Genomic DNA, 18,710 nt, shown 5'->3' with positions numbered 1-18,710 from the left:
GGTCAGTTTCGAGTCGACCGGTCGGTGTGCGGATCAGCGGCGCAGACCGAACGCCTGCATGACGGTCTGGGTCACCCGGTTGCCGTGCGCGTCCCACGCGTTGGCCCGCATGCTGACCGCTCCCCCGCTGTCCCCTGGCGGCAGCAGCGTCACGTCGTACGCCCCACCACCGAGCGCCCGTACCGGAACGCTTCGCCACTGCGCGCCGTCGTCGTAGGAGACCTCGAGCTTCAGGCCGCGCACGTCCACTCCGCTCCCCGGCTCGGAACCTGCGGCCGTCACCGTGAACCGCAACGGATGCCCCGCCCGTGCCGTGTTGTCCAGCGCCAGCGGCACGTCGTAGCTGAGAAAGATGAGCGGCAGATAGGCAGCCGGCCGGGTGTCGCCGAAGTAGGCGCGCGCGGCCGTGGCGTACGGCGGCCGCACCTCGTCACGGACCGGTGTGCCAGGTGACCTGAACGACCAGCTGCTCTCCACGCTGCTCGGGTACGCCGACCCGGGGAATCCCCGCGTCCACGTGGCTTCCAGGAGGTAGCTGCTCGACTCGCGCGGCAGCGGGAAGTCGCGACCGGTCGAGCCCGCGGGGATCTGCACGCCGCCGGCGTACAACCGCGGCACCTGTCCTCGCAGGCCGCTCATCGAGTGCACGCCGCGGCCTTCCAGGAGGAGCGGAGTGAACCACAGGGTGTCCGCCTGCCGGCAAGCCGCGCACAGCTCGAAGATCTGCTGATGCCTCCCCACGTCGATCTTCGGCTGCCCAGGCGTGCTCGGGGCTTCGCCCCAGTCGTCCTGCGCCGCGCGGAGGTCGGTCACCCTGACGTCGCTGTGGCCCGACCGTCTCGTGTTCGTCTTCCGGTCCTGCAGGGTGTACGACGACGACCAGACCACGTCCGGGCCGGTGAGGTTGGAGTACTCCGTCCGGCGCACGGGAGCGTCGAACCATCGTGCGATCGCGATGCTGTGCGTGTCTTCCGGCCGATAGACGTGGGACGCCTCGTAGCTGTTGCTCTCGTCCGGATCGACGGCCAGCTCCGAGTGGTAGCTCGTGTCGACCCGCTTCAGATCCTTCGTCCGCACCGTGTACACCAGCCGGTCGGGTACCCGGCCGAGCTCGTGGAACCAGAGCTTGTACTCGAACGGCGAGTCCAGCTGCGCGTCGATCTCGGCCTGGGCCGGCCGCCGGACGTCCTTCAGCAACGCGCCCAGCCGGATGGCTTCCGGCCGGTCGAGCCACAGCACCGGAACCCGCAGTGCGTCGCGGTGGTCTCCGAACAGGAGGAGGTCGGGGAAGAGCTCGCTGCTCATCAGCACACCCGCGGCGCCGGCGTCGGCCGCGGCGGTGAGCGCCGCCTTGATGTCGTCCAGCCAGCCGTTGGCCGCCGGGGATTCCGTGCGCAGGTCGGCGAACACCAGCTTCCCGCGGACGTCGCGGCCGGCGCGTACGTCGTCGATCGTTGCGAGCTGGAGCGACCGGTCGCGAGCGAACTTCGGCACAGCTCTGCCCTGCCCGGGCTCACCCTTCGCCAGCGTGAGATACCTCGGTTGCACCGTCATCCGCTGACGATCCGCGGTCACCTCGACCACCGCTTGTGGCTGCGCGAGCGTTTCGTGCACCTTCAGCTTGAAGGTGCCGAGCTTCGGTTCAGCAGTCGGATAGGCCCACTGCGCGGTCCCCAGCCAGCTGCCGTAGAGCACTCCGCTCTGGGTCGTCCGGGTGAACGCGTACATCGCGGCGGCGACCTCCGTCCGCCGGTCGGTGCTCACCTTGACGGGGACGAGCTTGCGCAGGTCGATCACGGTCGTGGTGCCCTGGCCGACGACCACCTCGGGTTCGGCGACCGAGGCGAACTGCCGCACCGTCGTACCGGTGCGGAGGTACCAGTCGGCCGACCCGCTGATCTGGTAGGTGCCGGCCGGCACCAGCGCGCTCCCCTCCATGACGTTCGGGTCGTCGGTCTCACGCCAGGCCAGCGGCTCGCGCCACGGCAGCTCCACGTCGTCGATCCGTCGCACCTCCCACGGCGTGATGCCGAAGTAGGACAGCTCGCCGACCGGGCGCGGCTTCACCAGGCGAACGGTCAGCTTCTGCATGGTCGGCAGGACGCGCAGCCCGATCGGCACGCGCAGGCTGTCGCCGCCCGCACTGGTGGCCAGCACGACCCCTTCGTACACGCCGAGCGGAACCTCGCCGGACGCGTCGAGCGTGAGGACGGCCGTCGCCGTTCCACCGGCGGGGACGGTCAGCTCGTCGTGGTCGAGCCCGAGCAGTCCGGCCGGTGCCGGCTCGCCGGCGGCGTTCCGCAGCGTTCCCCGCAAGGTCAGCGTGACGGCCTCGGCGGAGGGGTTCGCGTACGTCAGCCGCGTCGTCCGCGGCTCCGAGCCGAGGACCACCACGCCCGGCGAGATGCTGGCCGTGTCGACCGTGACCTGTTGCGAGACGGATCGCGCGACGTCGACCCGCCCGGCGCCCTGCTCCCAGGCGAGATAGCCGCCGTCCTTTGCCGTGGCCGCGAGCTGCGACTTCAGCTGGGCCGCCGTCCAGTCCGGGTGCCGTTGCAGCAGGATCGCGGCGGCACCCGCGACGTGAGGCGTGGCCATCGACGTACCGCTCAGCGTGGTGTAGTTGGTGTCGACCGGAGTGCCGAGCGTCGTACCGCCGGCCCGGGCGGCCGTGATCGCCACGCCCGGCGCGGTGATCTCGGGCTTCAGCTCCGCACTGGTGACCAGCGGACCACGCGAGGAGAAGCTCGCGAGCTTGTCCTGCTTGTCGACCGCGCCCACGGTCAACGCGAGCTCGGCCGCCCCCGGCGTCGCGACGGTCTCCTTGTCCGGCCCGTCGTTGCCGGCCGCGATCACGAACAACGAGCCGGTCGACTCGGTGAGCTCGTTCACGGTCTGGCTCAGGATGTCGCTGCCGTCGCTCGCACCAGCGCCGAGACTCATCGACACGATGTCCGCGCCCTGCCCGGTCGCCCACTCCATTCCGGCGATGATCTGGGAGACCGATCCGCTGCCGGCGTTGCTCAGCACCTTGCCGACCAGCAGGTCCGCGCCCGGTGCGACGCCCTTGTACTGCCCGCCCGACGCCGATCCGGAGCCGGCGATCGTCGAGGCGACGTGGGTGCCGTGCCCGTGCAGGTCGTCGACCGGCTCACCGGGGATGAACGACTGGGACGCGACCACCTTGCCGGCGAGGTCGGCGTGCTCGGTGTCGAAGCCGGTGTCGAGGACCGCGACCTTGGCACCCGTACCGTCGTAGCCCTTGGCCCAGGCCTCCGGCGCGCCGATCTGCGGAACGCTCTCGTCCAGCACGGGCTCCACCTTCTGGTCCAGCCAGAGCTTGGTCACGGTGGATCGCTGCCTGGTCAGGCTGGTCCAGAACGCCTTCGCCTCGGCCTTGTTCACCGACAACGCGGCCGCGCCGACACTCTGCAGGACGGCGCTCGTGTGGCTCGCGGCCAGCGGCTCGGTGCGCTGCCGGATGGTCTTCGCCTGCAGCGCACCACCCACATCGGCGATCACCGGCACGTCCTTGCGGTGGGCGTCGTCGTAGCCGTGCTCGGCGAGGTACTGGACGTCGAACAGCTCCTTGTCAAGCAGCCCGGACGCCAGGTAGGGCTCCGCGGCCACCGGGATCACGTACGTTCCGTCCGGGCCGGACTCGCCGCGGAACGGCGTCTCGCTGAGAAAGTCGGCTTCGATGTGGCCGGCCGCGTCCATGCGGTAGTCGACCTGATCGCCGGTGATCAACGTGATCTTCGCCGTGCCGTCCGGAATCGCCCTTGTTCCGTTGGCGTCCGGCGGCGGTGCCGCCGCGGTCGGGGGCGGCGCGGCGAGGCCGACGGCGAAGGTGGCCAGCACGGCCGTCACCGCCGTCACAGCCGTCGCCGCGAAGAAGGGCCGTTTCATGGGTGTCTCCCAAAGGGTCTGAACTGCATCCGCACATGGGTGACCCTGACATCCGGCGGAAGCCGTTTGAACCCTTGCGGGCGCCGGGTTTACGCCAGCGGCGTGAATACGCCAGCGGCGCGCCAGCGACACTCCTCATCATCGGGAACGTGCTTTCTGCCCTGGGGATCTCGGCCGCCGAACAGGCGGTGTACGAGCTGATGGTGGCGCTGCCACCGGTCACGACCGACGAGCTGAGCTTGCTCGTGGAGCGGGCGGGGATCGCTGGGGGCTCGGAGGGCTCGGTGCAGGAGGTGTTGCGCCGGCTCGAGCGCCTCGGGCTGGTCGCCCGGTTGCCGGACGATCCGCCCAGGCACGTCGTCGTCCCGGTTGGTGCCGCCACCGACGCGCTGATCGCCGCCCGGGAACGCTCGCTGGCGGCCGCGAGACAGCGGATCGGACAGCTGGCCGAGCGGTTCGGACGTTCGTACGCCGGTGGCGATCCGCTCGACCTGGTCGAGATCGTGCGCGGCCGGGAGGCGGTGCAAGCCCGGCTGGACGAGCTGACTCGCAGCGCCCGGGAGGAGATGCGCGGCTTCGACGCGCCGCCGTACCTGAACGATCCCGCGGCTCCGAGCCACTTCGAGCTCGAAGGGCTGCGCAACGGTGTGCGGTATCGCGTGATCTACGACTGGCAGGCCGTCGGGCGGCCGGGCCGGTTGCCCGACATCGACCAGACGATCGGCTGGGGCGAGCAGGCGCGGGTCGCGCGCGTACCGATGAAGCTCGGCCTCAGCGACCATTCGATGGCGATGCTGCCGTTGCGTACCGACCCGGTGGACGTCGACTGCTGGCTGGTCGTACACGACTCGGTCCTGTTGGAGGCGTTGTCCGCATTGTTCGAGACGTACTGGGAACGCGCCGTGCCGCTGCACGTCGCGCGCGGGCGGCCGGACCTGATGACCGTCGACGGGCCGACCGAGACCGAGCGGGCGTTGCTGCCGTTGCTGCTCGCGGGCCTGACCGACAAGGCGATCGCCGAGCATCTGGGCTGGCACGAACGCACCGCGCACCGGCACCTGCGGTCGATGATGGCGCGGCTGGACGCTGAGACGCGGTTCCAGGCCGGATACCAGGCGGTCCGGCGTGGCTGGCTGACCAAGCCTGTGTCCGGGGAAGGTTGAGAGCTTCTTATGGACGGCGGGCTGGCGGCGCTCGGGCTCAGCGGGGTGGAGGAGACGGCGTACCTCCTGCTGCTCGACGTACCCCGTGCGACCCTGGCCCGGCTGCGGCTGGTCTGGGATCGGCCGGAGCCGCTGGAGCTGGTGCTGGAGGGCCTGCGGGCGAAGGGGTTGGTCGAGCAGTCCGGCTCGGTGTTGGTGGCGGCGCCGCCGGTCGCGCTGGAGTCGTTGGTACTGGAGCAGGAACGGCGGTTGGCTGCCGCGCGGGAGTACGCCGCGCGGCTGGCCGAGCAGCACCGGGCGGCGGGCCGGCCGCCTCGTTCGCTGATCGAGGTGGTGACCGGGCGGCAGGCGGTGCTGCAGCGACTCGGGCAGCTCAACGGCAGCGCCCGGCGAGAGCTGCGGTGCCTGTCGCAGGGCCCGCCGGCAGCCGAGGTGCGGTTGCTGGATCTGGAACGCGTACCGGCGGCGGTGTCGTGCCGGACGATCCACGATCGGGCGTTCCTGGTGTCGCCGCTGGCGCCTGGACCCGGGCGCCTGTCGCGAACACTGCCGGACCTGCCGATGAGCACGCTGCTGGTCGACGACGCGGCTGCCGTGCTGCCGTTGCGCTCCGATCCCGCAGCCGAAATCGAGGCGGTGGTGGTCGTACGGCCGTGTGCGCTGCTCGACGTGCTGAGCGAACTGTTCGAGAACCTCTGGCAGCGCGCCATCCCCCTCGACGTCCGCGCCCGGCCAGGCACCTACGCCGGGGACGAGCGGATGATCGCGCTCCTGCTGTCCGGCCTCACCGACGCCGCGATCGCGCGCAGGCTGGGCGTGGGGCATCGTACGGTCCAGCGCCGGATCGCCGCCCTCCTCGACGAGCTCGGGGTGAACTCGCGCTTCCAGGCGGGAGTGCAGGTCGCCTTCCGCGAACAGGGCCAGGCCTAGCCTCGGTCCTTCGCGTGGTCGGGGTCGGGATCGGGGGCGTCGGAGGGGAAGAAGATCGCGCTCAGGAGGTAGGGGCGGCGGCCGGCGCCGGGGCCGTTCTCCGCTCTCGCGCGGAAGGACGTGAGCAGGTCGGCGACGAACTCGGCCAGTTCTTCCGGGCTGAGCCACAGCACGCCCTGCCGGTAGCCCACCTGGTCGGCCACCGGATCCGCGCCGTCGCGGGTGAGGTAGGCGTTGAACTCGGCCAGCAGCGTCGCCACCGCGCCGGCGAAGGCGTGCCGGTGGTCGTCGAGGCTCATCCGCTTGGCTGCCTCGAGGTCGATTCGGGCGCGGTCCTGGCGCAGCCGGTAGTGCCGCTCCACCGCGCCGTGCACGCGCCGCTCGTCCACCACGTCGAGGATCCCGCCCTCGGCCAGGATCGCGACCTGCCGGTACAGCGAGGTCTTCGGTACGTCGGGCAGGCGGGCGCAGAGCTCGGACGTCGTACGGGGCCGGCCGCCGGACATCGCGTGGACGATGCGCATCCGGACCGGGTGCAGGAGCAGATCGAGCGTATCCACGACGCCACGATCCCACATCTGGTACCGTTTCCAAAATTGGGAGTAGCCTCTACGAAGGGCAGCAGACCCGTGACCGCGAACACCGAGGCGACTCGACTCAGCCCCAGGGCGATCCACCCGCTCCACACGCTCGACCCCGATGCTCCGCTCGACGACCTGACCTGGCTCGACGACGTGATCGGCGGGGCGCGGGTGGTCGCGATCGGTGAGAGCGCGCACTACAACCGCGAGTTCCTGCAGCTTCGCCACCGCGTGCTTCGCTACCTGATCGAGCGCCACGGGTTCCGCGCGTTCGCGATGGAGACCGGTTACGTCGAGGGCCATCGGGTCGACGCCTGGATCCATGGCGAGGGCGAGGACAAGGAGATCGGCCAGGTCATGGCCGGAGGTCTGACGTCGCTGATGGGACTGTGGACCGAGGTGCGCGCCCAGCTGGAATACCTCCGCGGCCGCCAGGACGTGAGCTTCACCGGCGTCGACCTGTCCGGCTCCAACGCCTCGCTCCTGCCCGGCCTGGACGCCGTGATCGCCTTTCTGGCACAGGCCGACCCGGACTACGCCGTCGACCCGAGCCTGCGCGAGACAGCGGCGACGTTCGCCGCGCAGTCGCCGTTCGCCATCTACACGGCGTTCGGCGCCTACGGCGAGCTCGCCCAAGGGCGCAAGGACGCGTTGACGGCCGGCCTCACCGGTCTCGCCGAACGCGTCCACGGCCGGCGGCTCGACTACGTTCAGCGCACAACGCAGGAGGCGTACGACCGAGCACTGCGCGCCGCCCGCCTCACGGTCACGCTCGACAGCGTGGCCCGCGCGATGAGCCAGGGCGACCAGCAGAGCGTGCTGTTCAACCGCGACGCAGCGATGGCCGACACGATGGAAGCGCTCCTCCGCCGCGAGCCGAAGGTCGTCCTCGCCGCACACAACGCCCACCTCCAGCGCCTCCCCGCCACCCTGCCGGGCATGCCACCGGCGACGCCGCTCGGCCTGCACCTGGCCGACCGCCTCGGCGACGCCTACCAGGTCATCGGCACGACCTCCGGCACCGGCGAGACGCTCACCGACAACGTCGCGGACTTCCTTGCGGGCAAGCTGTTCAAGGAGCTGCCCGCGCCCGGCCCGGCCACGCTCGACGGGACAATGGCGGCCACCCATGACGGCCCGTTCGGCGTCGACCTGCACCGCCTGCCAACGTCCGACGAAGCCACGCTCCGCGGCATCACACAGCAGCGCCTGGGTACGACGAACCACAGCTATCGCCCCCTGGAAGCATTCGACGCGCTGATCCACCTGCCGCACGTCACCCCGGCGACGCTGGATCCGGATGCGCTGCTGGCCGGCCCCGACGACGTCCGGACCCTGCTCGGCAACGGTTAATTCCCGGCGGCGACCGAGGCGGCGGCGTTACGCTGCGGGAATGCCCGAGCTGGTGTCGAAGCGCGCACAGGTCGCGCGCCTCCGCCGGACAGCTATGCGGGCACTCGCGGACTACCTGATCGACGAGCCTCGCCTGTCGTTCATCGCGCACGGCGAGAACACCACGTTCCGGGTCGACTCCCGCGATGGCCGGTTCCTGATGCGCGTACACCGGCCGAACCGGCACGGTCCCGGAGTCGACTCGCGGGTCGCGGTCGGATCGGAGCTGGCCTGGCTGGCCGCGCTGCAGGCGGACACGGAGCTGAGCGTGCCGGCGCCGATCCGGGCCCGCGACGGACAGTGGTCCACCGTCGCCGACGGCCGGGTCTGCTCGGTCCTCGGCTGGCAGAACGGACGGATGCGCGCAGCCCATCCGCGGCCGGTGCACTTCCGGCGACTGGGTGGCGTCCTCGCCCGTCTGCACGACCACGCTTCGGTGTGGACACCGCCGGCGGGCTTCGTACGCATGCGGTGGGACTGGGAGACCTTCTTCGGCAACACCATGGAGTACGGCGGCGTCTCCGCGGCCGCGTGCTGGGACCTGCTGCCGGCACCGGTGCGCGCGCAGTTCGACGAGATCGCACGCCGGATGGATGCCGTCATGACGGACCTCGGATCGAAGCCGGACGTCTTCGGCCTGATCCATGCCGACCTGCATCTCGACAACGCCCTGTTCGACGGTGATGCGGTGCGGGTGATCGACTTCGACGACTGCGGATTCGGCTACTGGCTCTACGACCTCGCGGTGCCCCTGTGGGACAACCGAAGCCGGACCGACATCAGCGCGATCCGGGCGGCCCTGCTCGAGGGCTACGCCGAACGCCGCGAACTGCCCGATCTCGCTCACCTCGACGACTTCGTCACCACTCGAGACGTGGCCTTCGGCCTGTGGTACGCCGGGATGGTCCAGGTCAATCCGGCCTTCGCGGCCGACCTGGACAAGGTGATGGACTACATCCGGCGGTCACTCGATCGAGCGCTGTGACAACACGAGGCCGGCGCGGCCCTGTCACTCAGTCACACGACGGCACGACGCCCTTGGCCGCCACCTGCATCCGGGCGCCGTGGAGGCGGTCGAGGTCGCGGGCCCAGCGTTCGATCTCCGTGGCTGCCGGCTTGCGGCCGAAGAGCAAGGTACGCCGGACCGACCAGCCGGCCTCGACGCGCGAGCGGTGGGTCGCGGGACGCATCGCCACCAGGTTGGCCAGGGCCAGCGGGTCGCCGCCGAGGAGGGGAACCCACTCCGGCGGGATCCGGGTGTAGATCTCGCAGCCGCCGTCCGTCGCGGACACGCCTGTCCAGCGTTCCCACACAGCCGCCGCGGCACCGGCGGACGGCGGCTCCGGGTCCGGCTCCGCTGACGTCGACGGGGTTGCCAGCCGGCGCCGGATCGCTTCGAGGGCGGCCGTTCCGAGGCCGCGGTTCGGCAGCAGGACGGAGTTGAACCACGCGTCCTCACCGGTGCCCGCGTTGTACCACTTGCGTAGCGCCGCCGTGTTGATCGTGCACGCCGCCTGCTTCGTCGCACCCACACCGAAGCCGCCGAACAGCGTCAGGCAGGTGCCGAGGTATCCGTTCGGCCCGACGCCGACGACGAACATCGTTCCCCCTGCGAGCGGCGGCAGCTTGCCGGCCGTGGTGAGCTTGGCCGTACTCCTGCAGCCGCCCGAACGTGAGCAGCTCACGTCGATCGTCCGTTTCGGGATGTACTCGAGCTCGATCTGCAGGTCCAGCGCGGTGTCCAGACCGCCTACCTGGAAGGCGATGTCGTCGCGCGCCTGCTGCGCGGCCGGCGCGGACAGCCGCACCACGTCGAGCCGCAGGCCCGCCGCACCGCTGGTCGCCTCGACGCGGAGCAGGCGGTACGGCGCGCTCCGGCGAAGGTAGTAGGCCATCGCAGCCGTCCCCGTCCCAGCCGTCAGCTTCGTCGCCGCCGTCCTGCCGACCGTGGTGGGCAGCCCGGAGCCGGCCGCGTCCACCCGGGCCAGGTCGAAGCCGGCCGAGCTCGCGATCGCCTGCGGTGCGAGGGTTTCCGGGTCGACGAGCCCGAGATCGGCCGGGTCGACCTTCGCCCAGTGACTCGTAAGGCCACCGGCCATCGCGGTGACGGTCGACCGGACCAGATCGTCGATGTACGCCTCGCCGTCCCTCGCACGCAGGTCACGCTCGGCCTTCGCGCCCTCCTCGAGCACGCGCGGGAACGTACGCCAGAACGCCGCGCCGGCCCGCAGATAGGTCGCGCCGTCGACCACAAGCAGCTGCCCGGACTGCCCGGCCACCTCGAACGTTCCGGCGCCGGATCCCTCGATCGTCATCGTGAGGTCGACCTCGACCGAACGCCGGAGCGGGTCGTTGACACTGCCCCGATAGCGCACGGCCGGCGCCCACGCCAGCTCGGCAACCGCTTCGCGTACCGGATTCACGTACGGATTGGGTGGTTTGACCCCTGCTGGGCGGCTTGCGGTGGACGTGGGCGCCGGTGCCGGGTGGCCTGTACAGGCCGACAGCAGCAGCACGGCAACTCCGATGACCCCGACCAGACGAGCCATGCGTCTTCCCACCCTGTCGTCGACGACTGTCCAATTCTGCCAAGCCGATGAACCCACCCGCCCGGCCAGCCGTGTGACATTGACGGGTGGGTATAGCAGCCTGCCGCAACAAACCTGGGAGGGGTGCCGATGTTCAGTCGGGCACGCGTTCTGACAGTTGGAATCGGGGTGGCGGTGCTCGCGATCGCGGGCGGCTCGGTGGCGCTGGCTAGCGGAGGTGGTGGCGACTCGGGCGACACGACGACCGTTCGCGTCAAGCTGAGCGGATACCAGGAGGACCCGAACACCCTGTCCACGACCGGATCCGCGACGTTCCGGGCGGTAATCGACGAGGAGTCCGGGGAGATCAACTACCGGTTGAGCTATCGCGACCTCGAGGCCGCGGTGACGCAGGCACACATTCACTTCGGCGGCCGCGCGCAGAGCGGCGGCATCAGCGTGTTCCTGTGTTCGAACCTCGGCAACGGACCCGCGGGTACGCAGGCCTGCCCCAACGCTCCCGCCACCATCAGCGGGACGATCAAGGCAGCCGACGTCATCGGGCCCACCACGCAGGGCATCGGGGCAGGAGAGCTTACTGAGCTCTTCGACGCGATCCGCGCGGACAAGACGTACGTCAACGTGCACTCGATGAAGTACACGGGCGGCGAAGTGCGGGGGCAGATCGAGCACAACCACTGACATACGACGGACCACGGCGCCGCCGCACGGGGGCGAGCAGTGAGCGGCGCCGTGGGTTCGGCGTGCCCAGACCCGGGCGGCCGCAGCGGCCGGCGCCGGTCAGCCGTACCGCCGCACCAGCGCGACGATCTGCTGGTGGACGTTGGCCACGTCGTCGCCGTGGGACAGCACGCTCAGCAGCTCCCGCAGATGCACCAGGCGCAGCTGCTCCCGCCAGTCAGCCGCCGTCGGCGGGCGGAGCTCGTGATAGGCCGCGAAGAACCGCTCCGGACCGCCGTAACAGAACATCAGGCTGACATCGACCTCCGGCCAGCTGTACGACACGTGCGGATCGATCAACGCGGGCCGGCCGGTGGCGTCGGCCAGGATATTGCCGTGCCAGAAGTCGCCGTGCGTCAACGCCGGATATGACGGCGGAAGCAGCTCCGGTAACCGCGCACAGATCCGCTCGATGTCCGCCCGGTCGGCCCGGCTCAACGTCTGCTCGACGATCGGCTCGCCGAGGTAGCGCAGCAAGCGCAACTGGACGAAGTGCTCATAGCAGTCGTCCATCCACGTGTTGTACTGGCGCACGGTGCCGAGCCAGTTGTCCCGGTGCCAGCCGAACCGGTCGTGTCTGGCCGTGAGGTGCAACTGCGCCAGCTCGCGGCCGAGCCGTTCCCAGAACGTGTGGTCGTCGAACGACGGCGCGCGTTCGAGCGCTTCCAGCTTGAGCAGATCGGCGCTGACCTCGAGTACGTGAGGGGCGGTGACGCAGCCGGACTCGCGGAGCACGGTGAGCCCTTCGGCTTCGGCCTCGAACAGGTCAGGCGGCAGGTCAGGCGTCGTCTTCACGACATAGCGGGCACCGCCCGGCTCGGTGACCAGCCAGCCGCTGTGGTTGGCGCCGCCGGTCAACGGCTCGAGCTTCGCTCCAGGCGGTGGTGTCCACACCCGCGACACCCTAGAGCCACCGCCCACCGACACCCCCACCGCGACCCGCGGCCGCGTACTCGAACCGTCGTGGTCTTGTCAGCCGCGGCATCCAGGTTGTAGAAGTGTCAACCGTGGCTGACTCCGAAGCGGACCGGGTGGTACGGACTCTCGCTCTCCCAGCCGAGGCCGTCCCGCAGGTGCGCCACCTCGCCACCCACGATCCCGCACCCGTTTCGTTGCCTGCCGACGCCGACGCCGACGCCGACGCCGAACGCACCCTGACCCGGCTCGGACTCACGCCGGAGGACATCGCCGAGATGCTCGCGGCGAAGCCGTCGGCGGACCGGTCGCCGGCGCTCTGGTGGCTCCTCGAGCGGACGCTCGCGGCTCTCGTCGCGGGGATCGGGACGGTCGGTCCGCTGCCGCCCTGGCCCAGGTGCCCGGCCGAGCTCGGCGCCGAAGGCCGTTACCTCTACGCCTGGACCTTCCTGCTCTGCGTTCCGTTCACCCGTGACTACCACCGCGACCTCGGCATCTCCGACGCCGACTCCTGGGCCGCGCTGGCCTGCCTGGGTGAACAGATGGGCAACCACAAGGCGCGCTACGGCACGGGCGGCCTGCACACCCACGACTGGCTGACCCATCACTTCCGGGGCACCGTCTACCCGATCGGCAGGCTGCATTTCGAGCGCCTGCTCATCAACTTCGACGGGTCAGGGAGTCAAGGTGCGCCACGCCCAGGTGCACCTGCGCTGGGCCTGCACATTCCAACGGGACGGCTCACTCCCGACGCCTGTGACGACGCGATCGGCCGCGCCCAGCGCTTCTTCGCCACCCACTTCCCGCACGAGCGGTTCGAGTACGCGACGTGCAGTTCGTGGGTGCTCGATCCGCAACTGGCGGAGTACCTCGATCCCGACACCAACATCATGCGATTCCAGCGCCGCTTCACGTTGCTCGACGACGTAGGTCCTGACCAGAATTCGACGATCGTCGAGTTTCTGTTCCGGCGCGGTATCGACGAGCTCGAACGACTTCCGAGGACGACCTCGCTGCAGCGGGGCGTGATCGACCACATCACCGCCGGGCGGACGTGGCACTTCCGCACCGGCTGGTTCCGGCTTCCCGGCGAGCCTTCGCCACTGTGACGGTGCCCAGCGCAAGCCGGCCACCGGCTGGAATTAATTTGTACGGGTCACCCGTAATATTTAACTCAGCGCATGGCGGAGCGGCCTGCCAGCGCCACCGTCTCCTCCGCGGCCTCCACCATCGCGCGATCGGCGAAGCGGCCGTCCGGGAGCACCGCCACTCCCCTGTCGTCGAGAGCGGCTGACTCGACGGCGGCCAGCAGCTCCTTCGCCGCCGCGGTCTCCTCGGGCGTCGGCAGGAACGCGCGTTCGATCACCGGCAGCTGGGACGGGTGGATCGCCGCTCGGCCGCGGAAGCCCAGCGCCCGGCCCGCCAGGCAGGACTGCTCCAGTCCGGCCGGATCGCTCAGGCATACGTAAACGCTCATAGACGGCCGGGGCAAGCCCGCGGCTCGGGCCGCCACGACGATCCGGCCGCGGACCCAGGCCAGCCCGGCCTCCTCCGTCACGCCGAGCTCGCTGCACAGGTCCGCCTCGCCGAGTCCGATGCTCGCCACCCAGGGTCCGGCCGACGCGATCGAGAACGCCGCCTCCACACCGACCGCGCTCTCGACCAGCGCGTGCACCGGCACGCCCAACTCGCCGAGCGCCGCCAGCTCCGATGCGGACTCCACCTTCGGCACCCGCACACCCGCCAACCCCGGCAGCCCGGCGAGCGCGGCCACGTCCTCCCGTCCGAGCGGTCCTCGCAGGTCGTTCACCCGCACCTGCACGGGCTTCGGTTGCTCGGCGGAGAGAAACTCGCACACTGCCGAACGCGCGAGAGCCTTGCCCGGCAGCGCGACCGCGTCCTCCAGGTCGAGGATCACCACATCGGCTGGGCTGTCCAACGCTTTGCCGAAGCGATCCGGCCGATCACCCGGAACGTAGAGCCACGTCAGCGGCGGCCGGTTCATACGACGCCCGCTTCTCGCAGGCGGGCGATCTCCCCCGCGGACAGGCCGAGCTCGCCCAGCACCGAGTCGGTGTCCGCACCCAGCGCACGCCCGCTCCACCTGATCGCGCCCGGAGTCTCCGACAGCCGGAACAGCTGGTTCTGCATGCGCAGCTCACCGAAGTCGGGGTCGTCGACGGAGGCGATCGTCCCGATCGCGTTGTACTGCGGATCGGCCACGATGTCCGACGCGTCGTAGATCGGCGCAACCGCCGCTTGCGCCTCCTCGAACGCCGAGACCACCTCCGCCGCCGAACGCGCGGCGATCCACGACCCCACAGCCGCGTCCAGCTCGTCGGCGTGCTCGGCCCGCTGTCGCCCGGTCGCGAACCACGGCTGCTCCACCAGGTCGGCTCGGCCCACCAGCCGCATGACGCGCTCGGCGATGCTCTGCGCGCTGGTCGAGACCGCGAGCCAGCGCCCGTCGGCCGTACGGTAGATGTTGCGCGGCGCGTTGTTCGCCGACCGGTTCCCGCTCCTCGGCTGGATGAAGCCCAGCTGGTCGAACGCCGTGATCTGCGGCCCGAGCAGCATCAGGATCGGCTCGATGATCGCGAGGTCGACGACCTGCCCACGTCCGGTCTGCTCGCGCGAACGCAACGCCACCATCACGGCGTACGCCGTCGCCAACGCGGCGATCCCGTCGGCCAGCCCGAACGGCGGCAGCACCGGCGGGCCTTCCGGCTCGCCCGTCAGCGAAGCGAATCCGCTCATCGCCTCGGCCAGCGTGCCGAAACCGGGCCGTCGCGCGTACGGTCCGGTCTGCCCGAACCCCGTCACCCGCGCCAGCACCAGTCCGGGGTTGATCGCGGAAAGCCGTTCGTAGCCGAGGTTCCAGCGCTCCAGCGTGCCGGGACGGAAGTTCTCCACCAGCACGTCGGCGTCCTCGGCCAGCCGGCACAGCAGATCCTGCCCCTCCGGCCGCGACAGGTCGATCGTGACGGTCCGCTTGTTGCGCCCGATCACCTTCCACCACAGGCCGATCCCGTCCTTGCTGACGCCGTGCGTACGAGAAGGGTCGGGCTTGCGCGGGTGCTCGACCTTCACGACCGAGGCGCCGAAGTCGCCGAGGAACGTCGCCGTCAGCGGGCCGGCGAACAGCGTCGACAGCTCGATCACCTTGATGCCGTCGAGCGCGTTCATGGCAGGTCTCCTACGCATCGGAAGCCGATCTGCGACGAGCGGGCGACGGGATCCCCGCACAGCAAGAGCTTCACCGAGACCGACGGCTCCTGCGGACCGCCGTCGACGTACCAGTCCGAGCCCTCGGCCCGGAACGCCGCTCCGCCCTTGAGGATGACGAATCGCGTACGTCCGTTGGTGTGCTCGCTCTCGGTCCAGTTCCACACCAGCGGCTCGCGCCGCTCCAGAAGGCCTGCCTCGGCTGCGATCTGCCACTCATGCTCGGTCGGCAACCGGAGCCCGGCCCAGCTCGCGTACGCCCGGGCGTCGGCGAGGCTCACGTGCGTAACCGGCTGTTCCTCGGTCCCGTGCGCCAACTGGAAACGCTCCAGCTGTCTCGGCTGGTAGCCCGAGTCGTCGAGGAAGGCACGGAACTCGGCGTTGCTGACTTCGAGCGGCTGGATGGCGAACGACCCGACGCTGACGGTCTCCTTGCGCTGCCAGGGCTGATGCAGGCGCGGAGGCAGCGGTTTCCACTCCTCTACGTAGGGCGTCTCGTCGTAGAGCCCGGTCTCGCGCACGCGATAGTCGATCGTCAGGTGCCGCAAACCGCCTGCCACGCTGGCGAAACCGTCCGGAGCCCTCGTCGTCCGATAGGGCCGGACGCGCACGGTCTCACGGGCGGGAAACGTGGAATCGGCCGACAGGCGCGTGCCCTGCCGATGCCGCAGGAACTCCAGCAGCGGCGCGTCCACCCGGTCGGTGGCCAGCACTCCGGCGATCCCTCTCGCGGGGATCCGGCCCGCGACTCCCCCGTCCTGGTGCACGAGCTCGGTGCCGCTGGTGACCTCGAACCACCGGACGCCTGGCCGGTCCTCCGCACGCACGAGCGGACCCGCGTAGTCGTGATCCGACCGGTTGACGATCGTCCAGAGGCTGCTGCCGGGCAGGTCGAACCTCGACGCGTACGGCGGACCGGACGCGAGCGGCGTCCACTCACCCTGTACGAAGTGGTCGTGGAAGTGGCGCTGCACCGGCAGCATCGCGCGGAGGATCGACCTGTCACGGTCGTTCCAGCCGACCCACACGCCGAAGACGTTCTCCCACACCAGCATCCCGGCACCGTTCAGCCATGCAGACTGCAGCTCCTCGCTGTGGTCCCGGTTCCAGCGCCGCGTGTGGTGCAACATGTGCCGGCGCTCGAACCACCGCGCTCGCAGCACACCGGGGACCGCGCTGTCGGCGAACCACTGTGCCCACGACATCGCGTGGTCGCCGATCCGGGCCAGCGGAACCCGCGACTCGCCTTCCAGGGCAGCGCCTTCGAGCAGCGCCGCGAGCTCGCCGCTGCCCTCCTTCAACGTGTCGAGGAAGACACCGTCGACGCCGTAGTCCTTCACCACGTCGGCGAGCAGCCGCAGATCCGCGACGTCCCACGGGTTGTAGTCGAAGCACACCTTCACGCCGCGCGCCTGGAACGCGCGCACCAGCTCGTGCAGGCCGGGCACCTGCCGGTAGAAGTCGAACTGGTCGCGCTCGTCGACGCCGATCACGGGATAGGCGTGCCAGAGCACGACCGCGTCGTAGCCGCCGAACTCACGATTTCCGTGGTCCAGAAAGGCTTCCGGCGTGAACCGGCCGGTCTCGTGGTCGTAGAGCTGCTCGTCCCACAGCCATGCGAGGCAGACGGAGTAGCACCCTGCGGTCCAGGCCAGCTCCGGCCGGTCGTACATCGAGCCGTCGTAACCGATCCGCGCGGCGGCCTCGGCCCGCCATCGGCGTAGCTGCGACCGCCAGCCGTCCCACTCGTTTGGGTCGTCCGGTGCGGCGAAGATCTTCGCCTCGTCGAGCCCGCTCAGATCGGCGCCTTCCGCGAGCGGAACAGCCGTCGGCAGGTCGATCGGCCGCGGTACGAGCGGGTCGAAGCTAGCGGGAAACATGGCGTACCGTGCGTTCGGCGAGCTCGTCGAATCCGATGCCGTCGAACGACGTGATGCTGGAGGCGATGCGGTTCTTCAGCGGCGCGATCCACTGCTCTGGAAGGGCTTTCGCGCCCGCCAGCGCGCCGGTGATCGCGCCGACGGTGGCGCCCGAGGAGTCGGTGTCCCAGCCGCCGGTCACGGTCGCGCAGATCGACGTCGCGAAGTCGCCCTTGCCGTACTCCAGCGCGTACGCCACCAGCGCGGCGTTGTTGAGCACGTGCACCCAGTGCATGCCCTGGAACGCGTCGTGCAGGCGGTCGAGCCCGCAGTCCAGGCTGAGCCCGCTGCGTCCGAGCTCACGTGCCTGCCGGACGGCGAGCGCCAGCCGGCTGCGCGGCGGCACGACCGACAGGCCGGCGTCCAGCACGGTGCTCACGTCGTCGGTGACACAGGCTGCCGCTGCCATCGCCGCAACGAACATCGCACCGTACAAGCCGTTCCGGGTGTGCGAGACCCGGGCGTCGCGCCACGCCATCTCCGCCGCGGTCGCGACGTCGCCGGGGTTGATCCAGCCGTACAGGTCGGTACGGATCAGCGCGCCGATCCACTCGCGGAACGGGTTGCCTCGGACCGCCGTCTCCGGCGGGTCGTAGCCGTCGAGCAGGTTGCGGTAGGCGGCGCGTTCGGCCGTGAACACCCGGCCGGCCGGAAGCTCCAGCAGCCAGGTCTGCGCCACGTCGTCAGTGGTGAAGTCGCGGCCGTACGTCTCGAGGATGTGCAACGCCAGCAAGGTGTAGTTGGTGTCGTCGTCCTCCGGCATGCCGTTGATGTTCTCCACCAGCGACGTCGGCCGGCTGGCGCGGTTCCACGGCCATTTCGCGCTCACCTCCTCGGGCAGGCCGACGGCGGTGAAGTAGTAGTCCAACGGGTAGCGGCCGGTGGCCTCCAGGATCTCGCGGATGCCCTCGCGCGGCGTCCGCTCGACCGGCTTGCCCAGCAGGCAGCCGGACGCCCGGCCGAGCCAGCCGCCGTGCAGCCGGTCCAGCAGCTCTGTGCCGGCGTGGCCCGCCGGCGGCTTCGGCAGCTCCGGTATGCCGTCCCAGGCCGCCCGGATCGCTTCGATGTCGTTCGGCTCGTCGGCCGAGCCGGCGCCGGCGAGCTCCGCGAGCTCGGCCAGCAACTGCCTGGCCAGTGCTCGCAGCTCGTCACTCGCCGGCGGCTTGGACGCTCCACCGTACGGCGGCGCGACCGGTCCCCCGGCCCGCCGCCAGCGTTCGGCGATCGCCGTGACGTCGTTGCCCTCGGCCGTCGCCTGCCGCAACTCGTGCGGGAGGACGTCCTCCGGCTGGACCCACGTGACCCTCATGCTCACCCTTCCCGTTCAACTCGCCCAACTCGCCCACTCGTTCTGCCGCGAATGACCACGTTAACCACGTAATTGGCGGGTTAACCACGCCCCGGGCC

14 protein-coding genes are annotated in these 18,710 nt (G+C 70.4%); 6 read left to right on the top strand and 8 right to left on the bottom strand.

Annotated elements, in window-relative coordinates:
* Window positions 1-33 precede the first annotated feature (33 nt).
* Window positions 34-3,909 carry a S8 family peptidase gene (locus tag ACYVF6_RS21740; protein WP_460524141.1) on the bottom strand — a complete coding sequence of 1,292 codons (3,876 nt, stop codon included), beginning with the start codon at window positions 3,907-3,909 and terminating at the stop codon, window positions 34-36.
* A 149-nt stretch (window positions 3,910-4,058) separates the two neighbouring features.
* Between ACYVF6_RS21740 and ACYVF6_RS21735 the strand changes: the two genes are divergently transcribed.
* On the top strand, window positions 4,059-5,072 hold the full coding sequence (locus tag ACYVF6_RS21735; RefSeq protein WP_460524139.1) for a helix-turn-helix domain-containing protein: 1,014 nt from the start codon (window positions 4,059-4,061) through the stop codon (window positions 5,070-5,072).
* Window positions 5,073-5,081: 9 nt separating this feature from the next.
* Window positions 5,082-6,002 carry a hypothetical protein gene (locus ACYVF6_RS21730; protein ID WP_460524137.1) on the top strand — a complete coding sequence of 307 codons (921 nt, stop codon included), beginning with the start codon at window positions 5,082-5,084 and terminating at the stop codon, window positions 6,000-6,002.
* Here the strand turns inward: ACYVF6_RS21730 and ACYVF6_RS21725 are convergent.
* On the bottom strand, window positions 5,999-6,562 hold the full coding sequence (locus ACYVF6_RS21725; protein ID WP_460524135.1) for a helix-turn-helix domain-containing protein: 564 nt from the start codon (window positions 6,560-6,562) through the stop codon (window positions 5,999-6,001). The genes ACYVF6_RS21730 and ACYVF6_RS21725 overlap by 4 nt on opposite strands.
* Window positions 6,563-6,631: 69 nt before the next feature.
* On the opposite strand from ACYVF6_RS21725, the gene ACYVF6_RS21720 reads away from it, so the two are divergent.
* Both ACYVF6_RS21720 and ACYVF6_RS21715 read left to right on the top strand, forming a co-directional pair.
* Entirely contained in the window at window positions 6,632-7,936 is a 1,305-nt protein-coding gene (locus ACYVF6_RS21720; protein ID WP_460524133.1) for an erythromycin esterase family protein, read from the top strand.
* Between the two features lie 40 nt (window positions 7,937-7,976).
* The gene (locus ACYVF6_RS21715) at window positions 7,977-8,960 is read left to right on the top strand and encodes a phosphotransferase enzyme family protein (protein ID WP_460524131.1); all 984 of its coding nucleotides are present in this window, start codon (window positions 7,977-7,979) and stop codon (window positions 8,958-8,960) included.
* Between the two features lie 28 nt (window positions 8,961-8,988).
* On the opposite strand, the gene ACYVF6_RS21710 is transcribed toward ACYVF6_RS21715, so the two are convergent.
* The gene (locus ACYVF6_RS21710; RefSeq protein ID WP_460524129.1) at window positions 8,989-10,398 is read right to left on the bottom strand and encodes a hypothetical protein; all 1,410 of its coding nucleotides are present in this window, start codon (window positions 10,396-10,398) and stop codon (window positions 8,989-8,991) included.
* A 255-nt stretch (window positions 10,399-10,653) separates the two neighbouring features.
* Between ACYVF6_RS21710 and ACYVF6_RS21705 the strand changes: the two genes are divergently transcribed.
* Window positions 10,654-11,205 (top strand): CHRD domain-containing protein, encoded by a 552-nt coding sequence (locus ACYVF6_RS21705; RefSeq protein ID WP_460524127.1) that lies wholly within the window; start codon window positions 10,654-10,656, stop codon window positions 11,203-11,205.
* A gap of 99 nt (window positions 11,206-11,304) precedes the next feature.
* Here the strand turns inward: ACYVF6_RS21705 and ACYVF6_RS21700 are convergent, their stop codons facing one another.
* Entirely contained in the window at window positions 11,305-12,138 is an 834-nt protein-coding gene (locus ACYVF6_RS21700; RefSeq protein ID WP_460524125.1) for a fructosamine kinase family protein, read from the bottom strand.
* Between the two features lie 113 nt (window positions 12,139-12,251).
* On the opposite strand from ACYVF6_RS21700, the gene ACYVF6_RS21695 reads away from it, so the two are divergent.
* Window positions 12,252-13,268, top strand: a complete 1,017-nt coding sequence (locus tag ACYVF6_RS21695) for an acyltransferase domain-containing protein (protein ID WP_460524123.1) — start codon at window positions 12,252-12,254, stop codon at window positions 13,266-13,268.
* A gap of 65 nt (window positions 13,269-13,333) precedes the next feature.
* Here ACYVF6_RS21695 and ACYVF6_RS21690 read toward each other — a convergent pair whose 3' ends face one another.
* The 4 genes from ACYVF6_RS21690 to ACYVF6_RS21675 are packed head-to-tail and all read right to left on the bottom strand — an operon-like array spanning window position 13,334 to window position 18,612.
* Window positions 13,334-14,164, bottom strand: coding sequence for an HpcH/HpaI aldolase/citrate lyase family protein (locus ACYVF6_RS21690; RefSeq protein ID WP_460524121.1), 831 nt, complete (start codon window positions 14,162-14,164; stop codon window positions 13,334-13,336).
* Window positions 14,161-15,345, bottom strand: a complete 1,185-nt coding sequence (locus ACYVF6_RS21685) for a CaiB/BaiF CoA transferase family protein (protein WP_460524119.1) — start codon at window positions 15,343-15,345, stop codon at window positions 14,161-14,163. Before ACYVF6_RS21685 ends, ACYVF6_RS21690 begins: the two co-directional genes overlap by 4 nt.
* Complete coding sequence (locus tag ACYVF6_RS21680) at window positions 15,342-17,264, bottom strand: formylglycine-generating enzyme family protein (RefSeq protein WP_460524117.1); 1,923 nt, start codon at window positions 17,262-17,264, stop codon at window positions 15,342-15,344. The genes ACYVF6_RS21685 and ACYVF6_RS21680 overlap by 4 nt, the downstream gene beginning before the upstream one ends.
* Complete coding sequence (locus tag ACYVF6_RS21675; protein WP_460524115.1) at window positions 17,251-18,612, bottom strand: ADP-ribosylglycohydrolase family protein; 1,362 nt, start codon at window positions 18,610-18,612, stop codon at window positions 17,251-17,253. Before ACYVF6_RS21675 ends, ACYVF6_RS21680 begins: the two co-directional genes overlap by 14 nt.
* Window positions 18,613-18,710 lie beyond the last annotated feature (98 nt).

Source organism: Flindersiella endophytica, assembly GCF_054779015.1.
This window is presented reverse-complemented; position numbering and strand designations above follow the sequence as displayed.

What these genes read in the sequence shown, in the direction of transcription:
- ACYVF6_RS21740 (WP_460524141.1), bottom strand. Translation starts at nt 3,909, where the DNA reads ATGAAACGGCCCTTCTTCGCGGCGACGGCTGTGACGGCGGTGACGGCC.
- ACYVF6_RS21730 (WP_460524137.1), top strand. Translation starts at nt 5,082, where the DNA reads ATGGACGGCGGGCTGGCGGCGCTCGGGCTCAGCGGGGTGGAGGAGACG.
- ACYVF6_RS21715 (WP_460524131.1), top strand. Translation starts at nt 7,977, where the DNA reads ATGCCCGAGCTGGTGTCGAAGCGCGCACAGGTCGCGCGCCTCCGCCGG.
- ACYVF6_RS21705 (WP_460524127.1), top strand. Translation starts at nt 10,654, where the DNA reads ATGTTCAGTCGGGCACGCGTTCTGACAGTTGGAATCGGGGTGGCGGTG.
- ACYVF6_RS21690 (WP_460524121.1), bottom strand. Translation starts at nt 14,164, where the DNA reads ATGAACCGGCCGCCGCTGACGTGGCTCTACGTTCCGGGTGATCGGCCG.
- ACYVF6_RS21685 (WP_460524119.1), bottom strand. Translation starts at nt 15,345, where the DNA reads ATGAACGCGCTCGACGGCATCAAGGTGATCGAGCTGTCGACGCTGTTC.
- ACYVF6_RS21680 (WP_460524117.1), bottom strand. Translation starts at nt 17,264, where the DNA reads ATGTTTCCCGCTAGCTTCGACCCGCTCGTACCGCGGCCGATCGACCTG.
- ACYVF6_RS21675 (WP_460524115.1), bottom strand. Translation starts at nt 18,612, where the DNA reads ATGAGGGTCACGTGGGTCCAGCCGGAGGACGTCCTCCCGCACGAGTTG.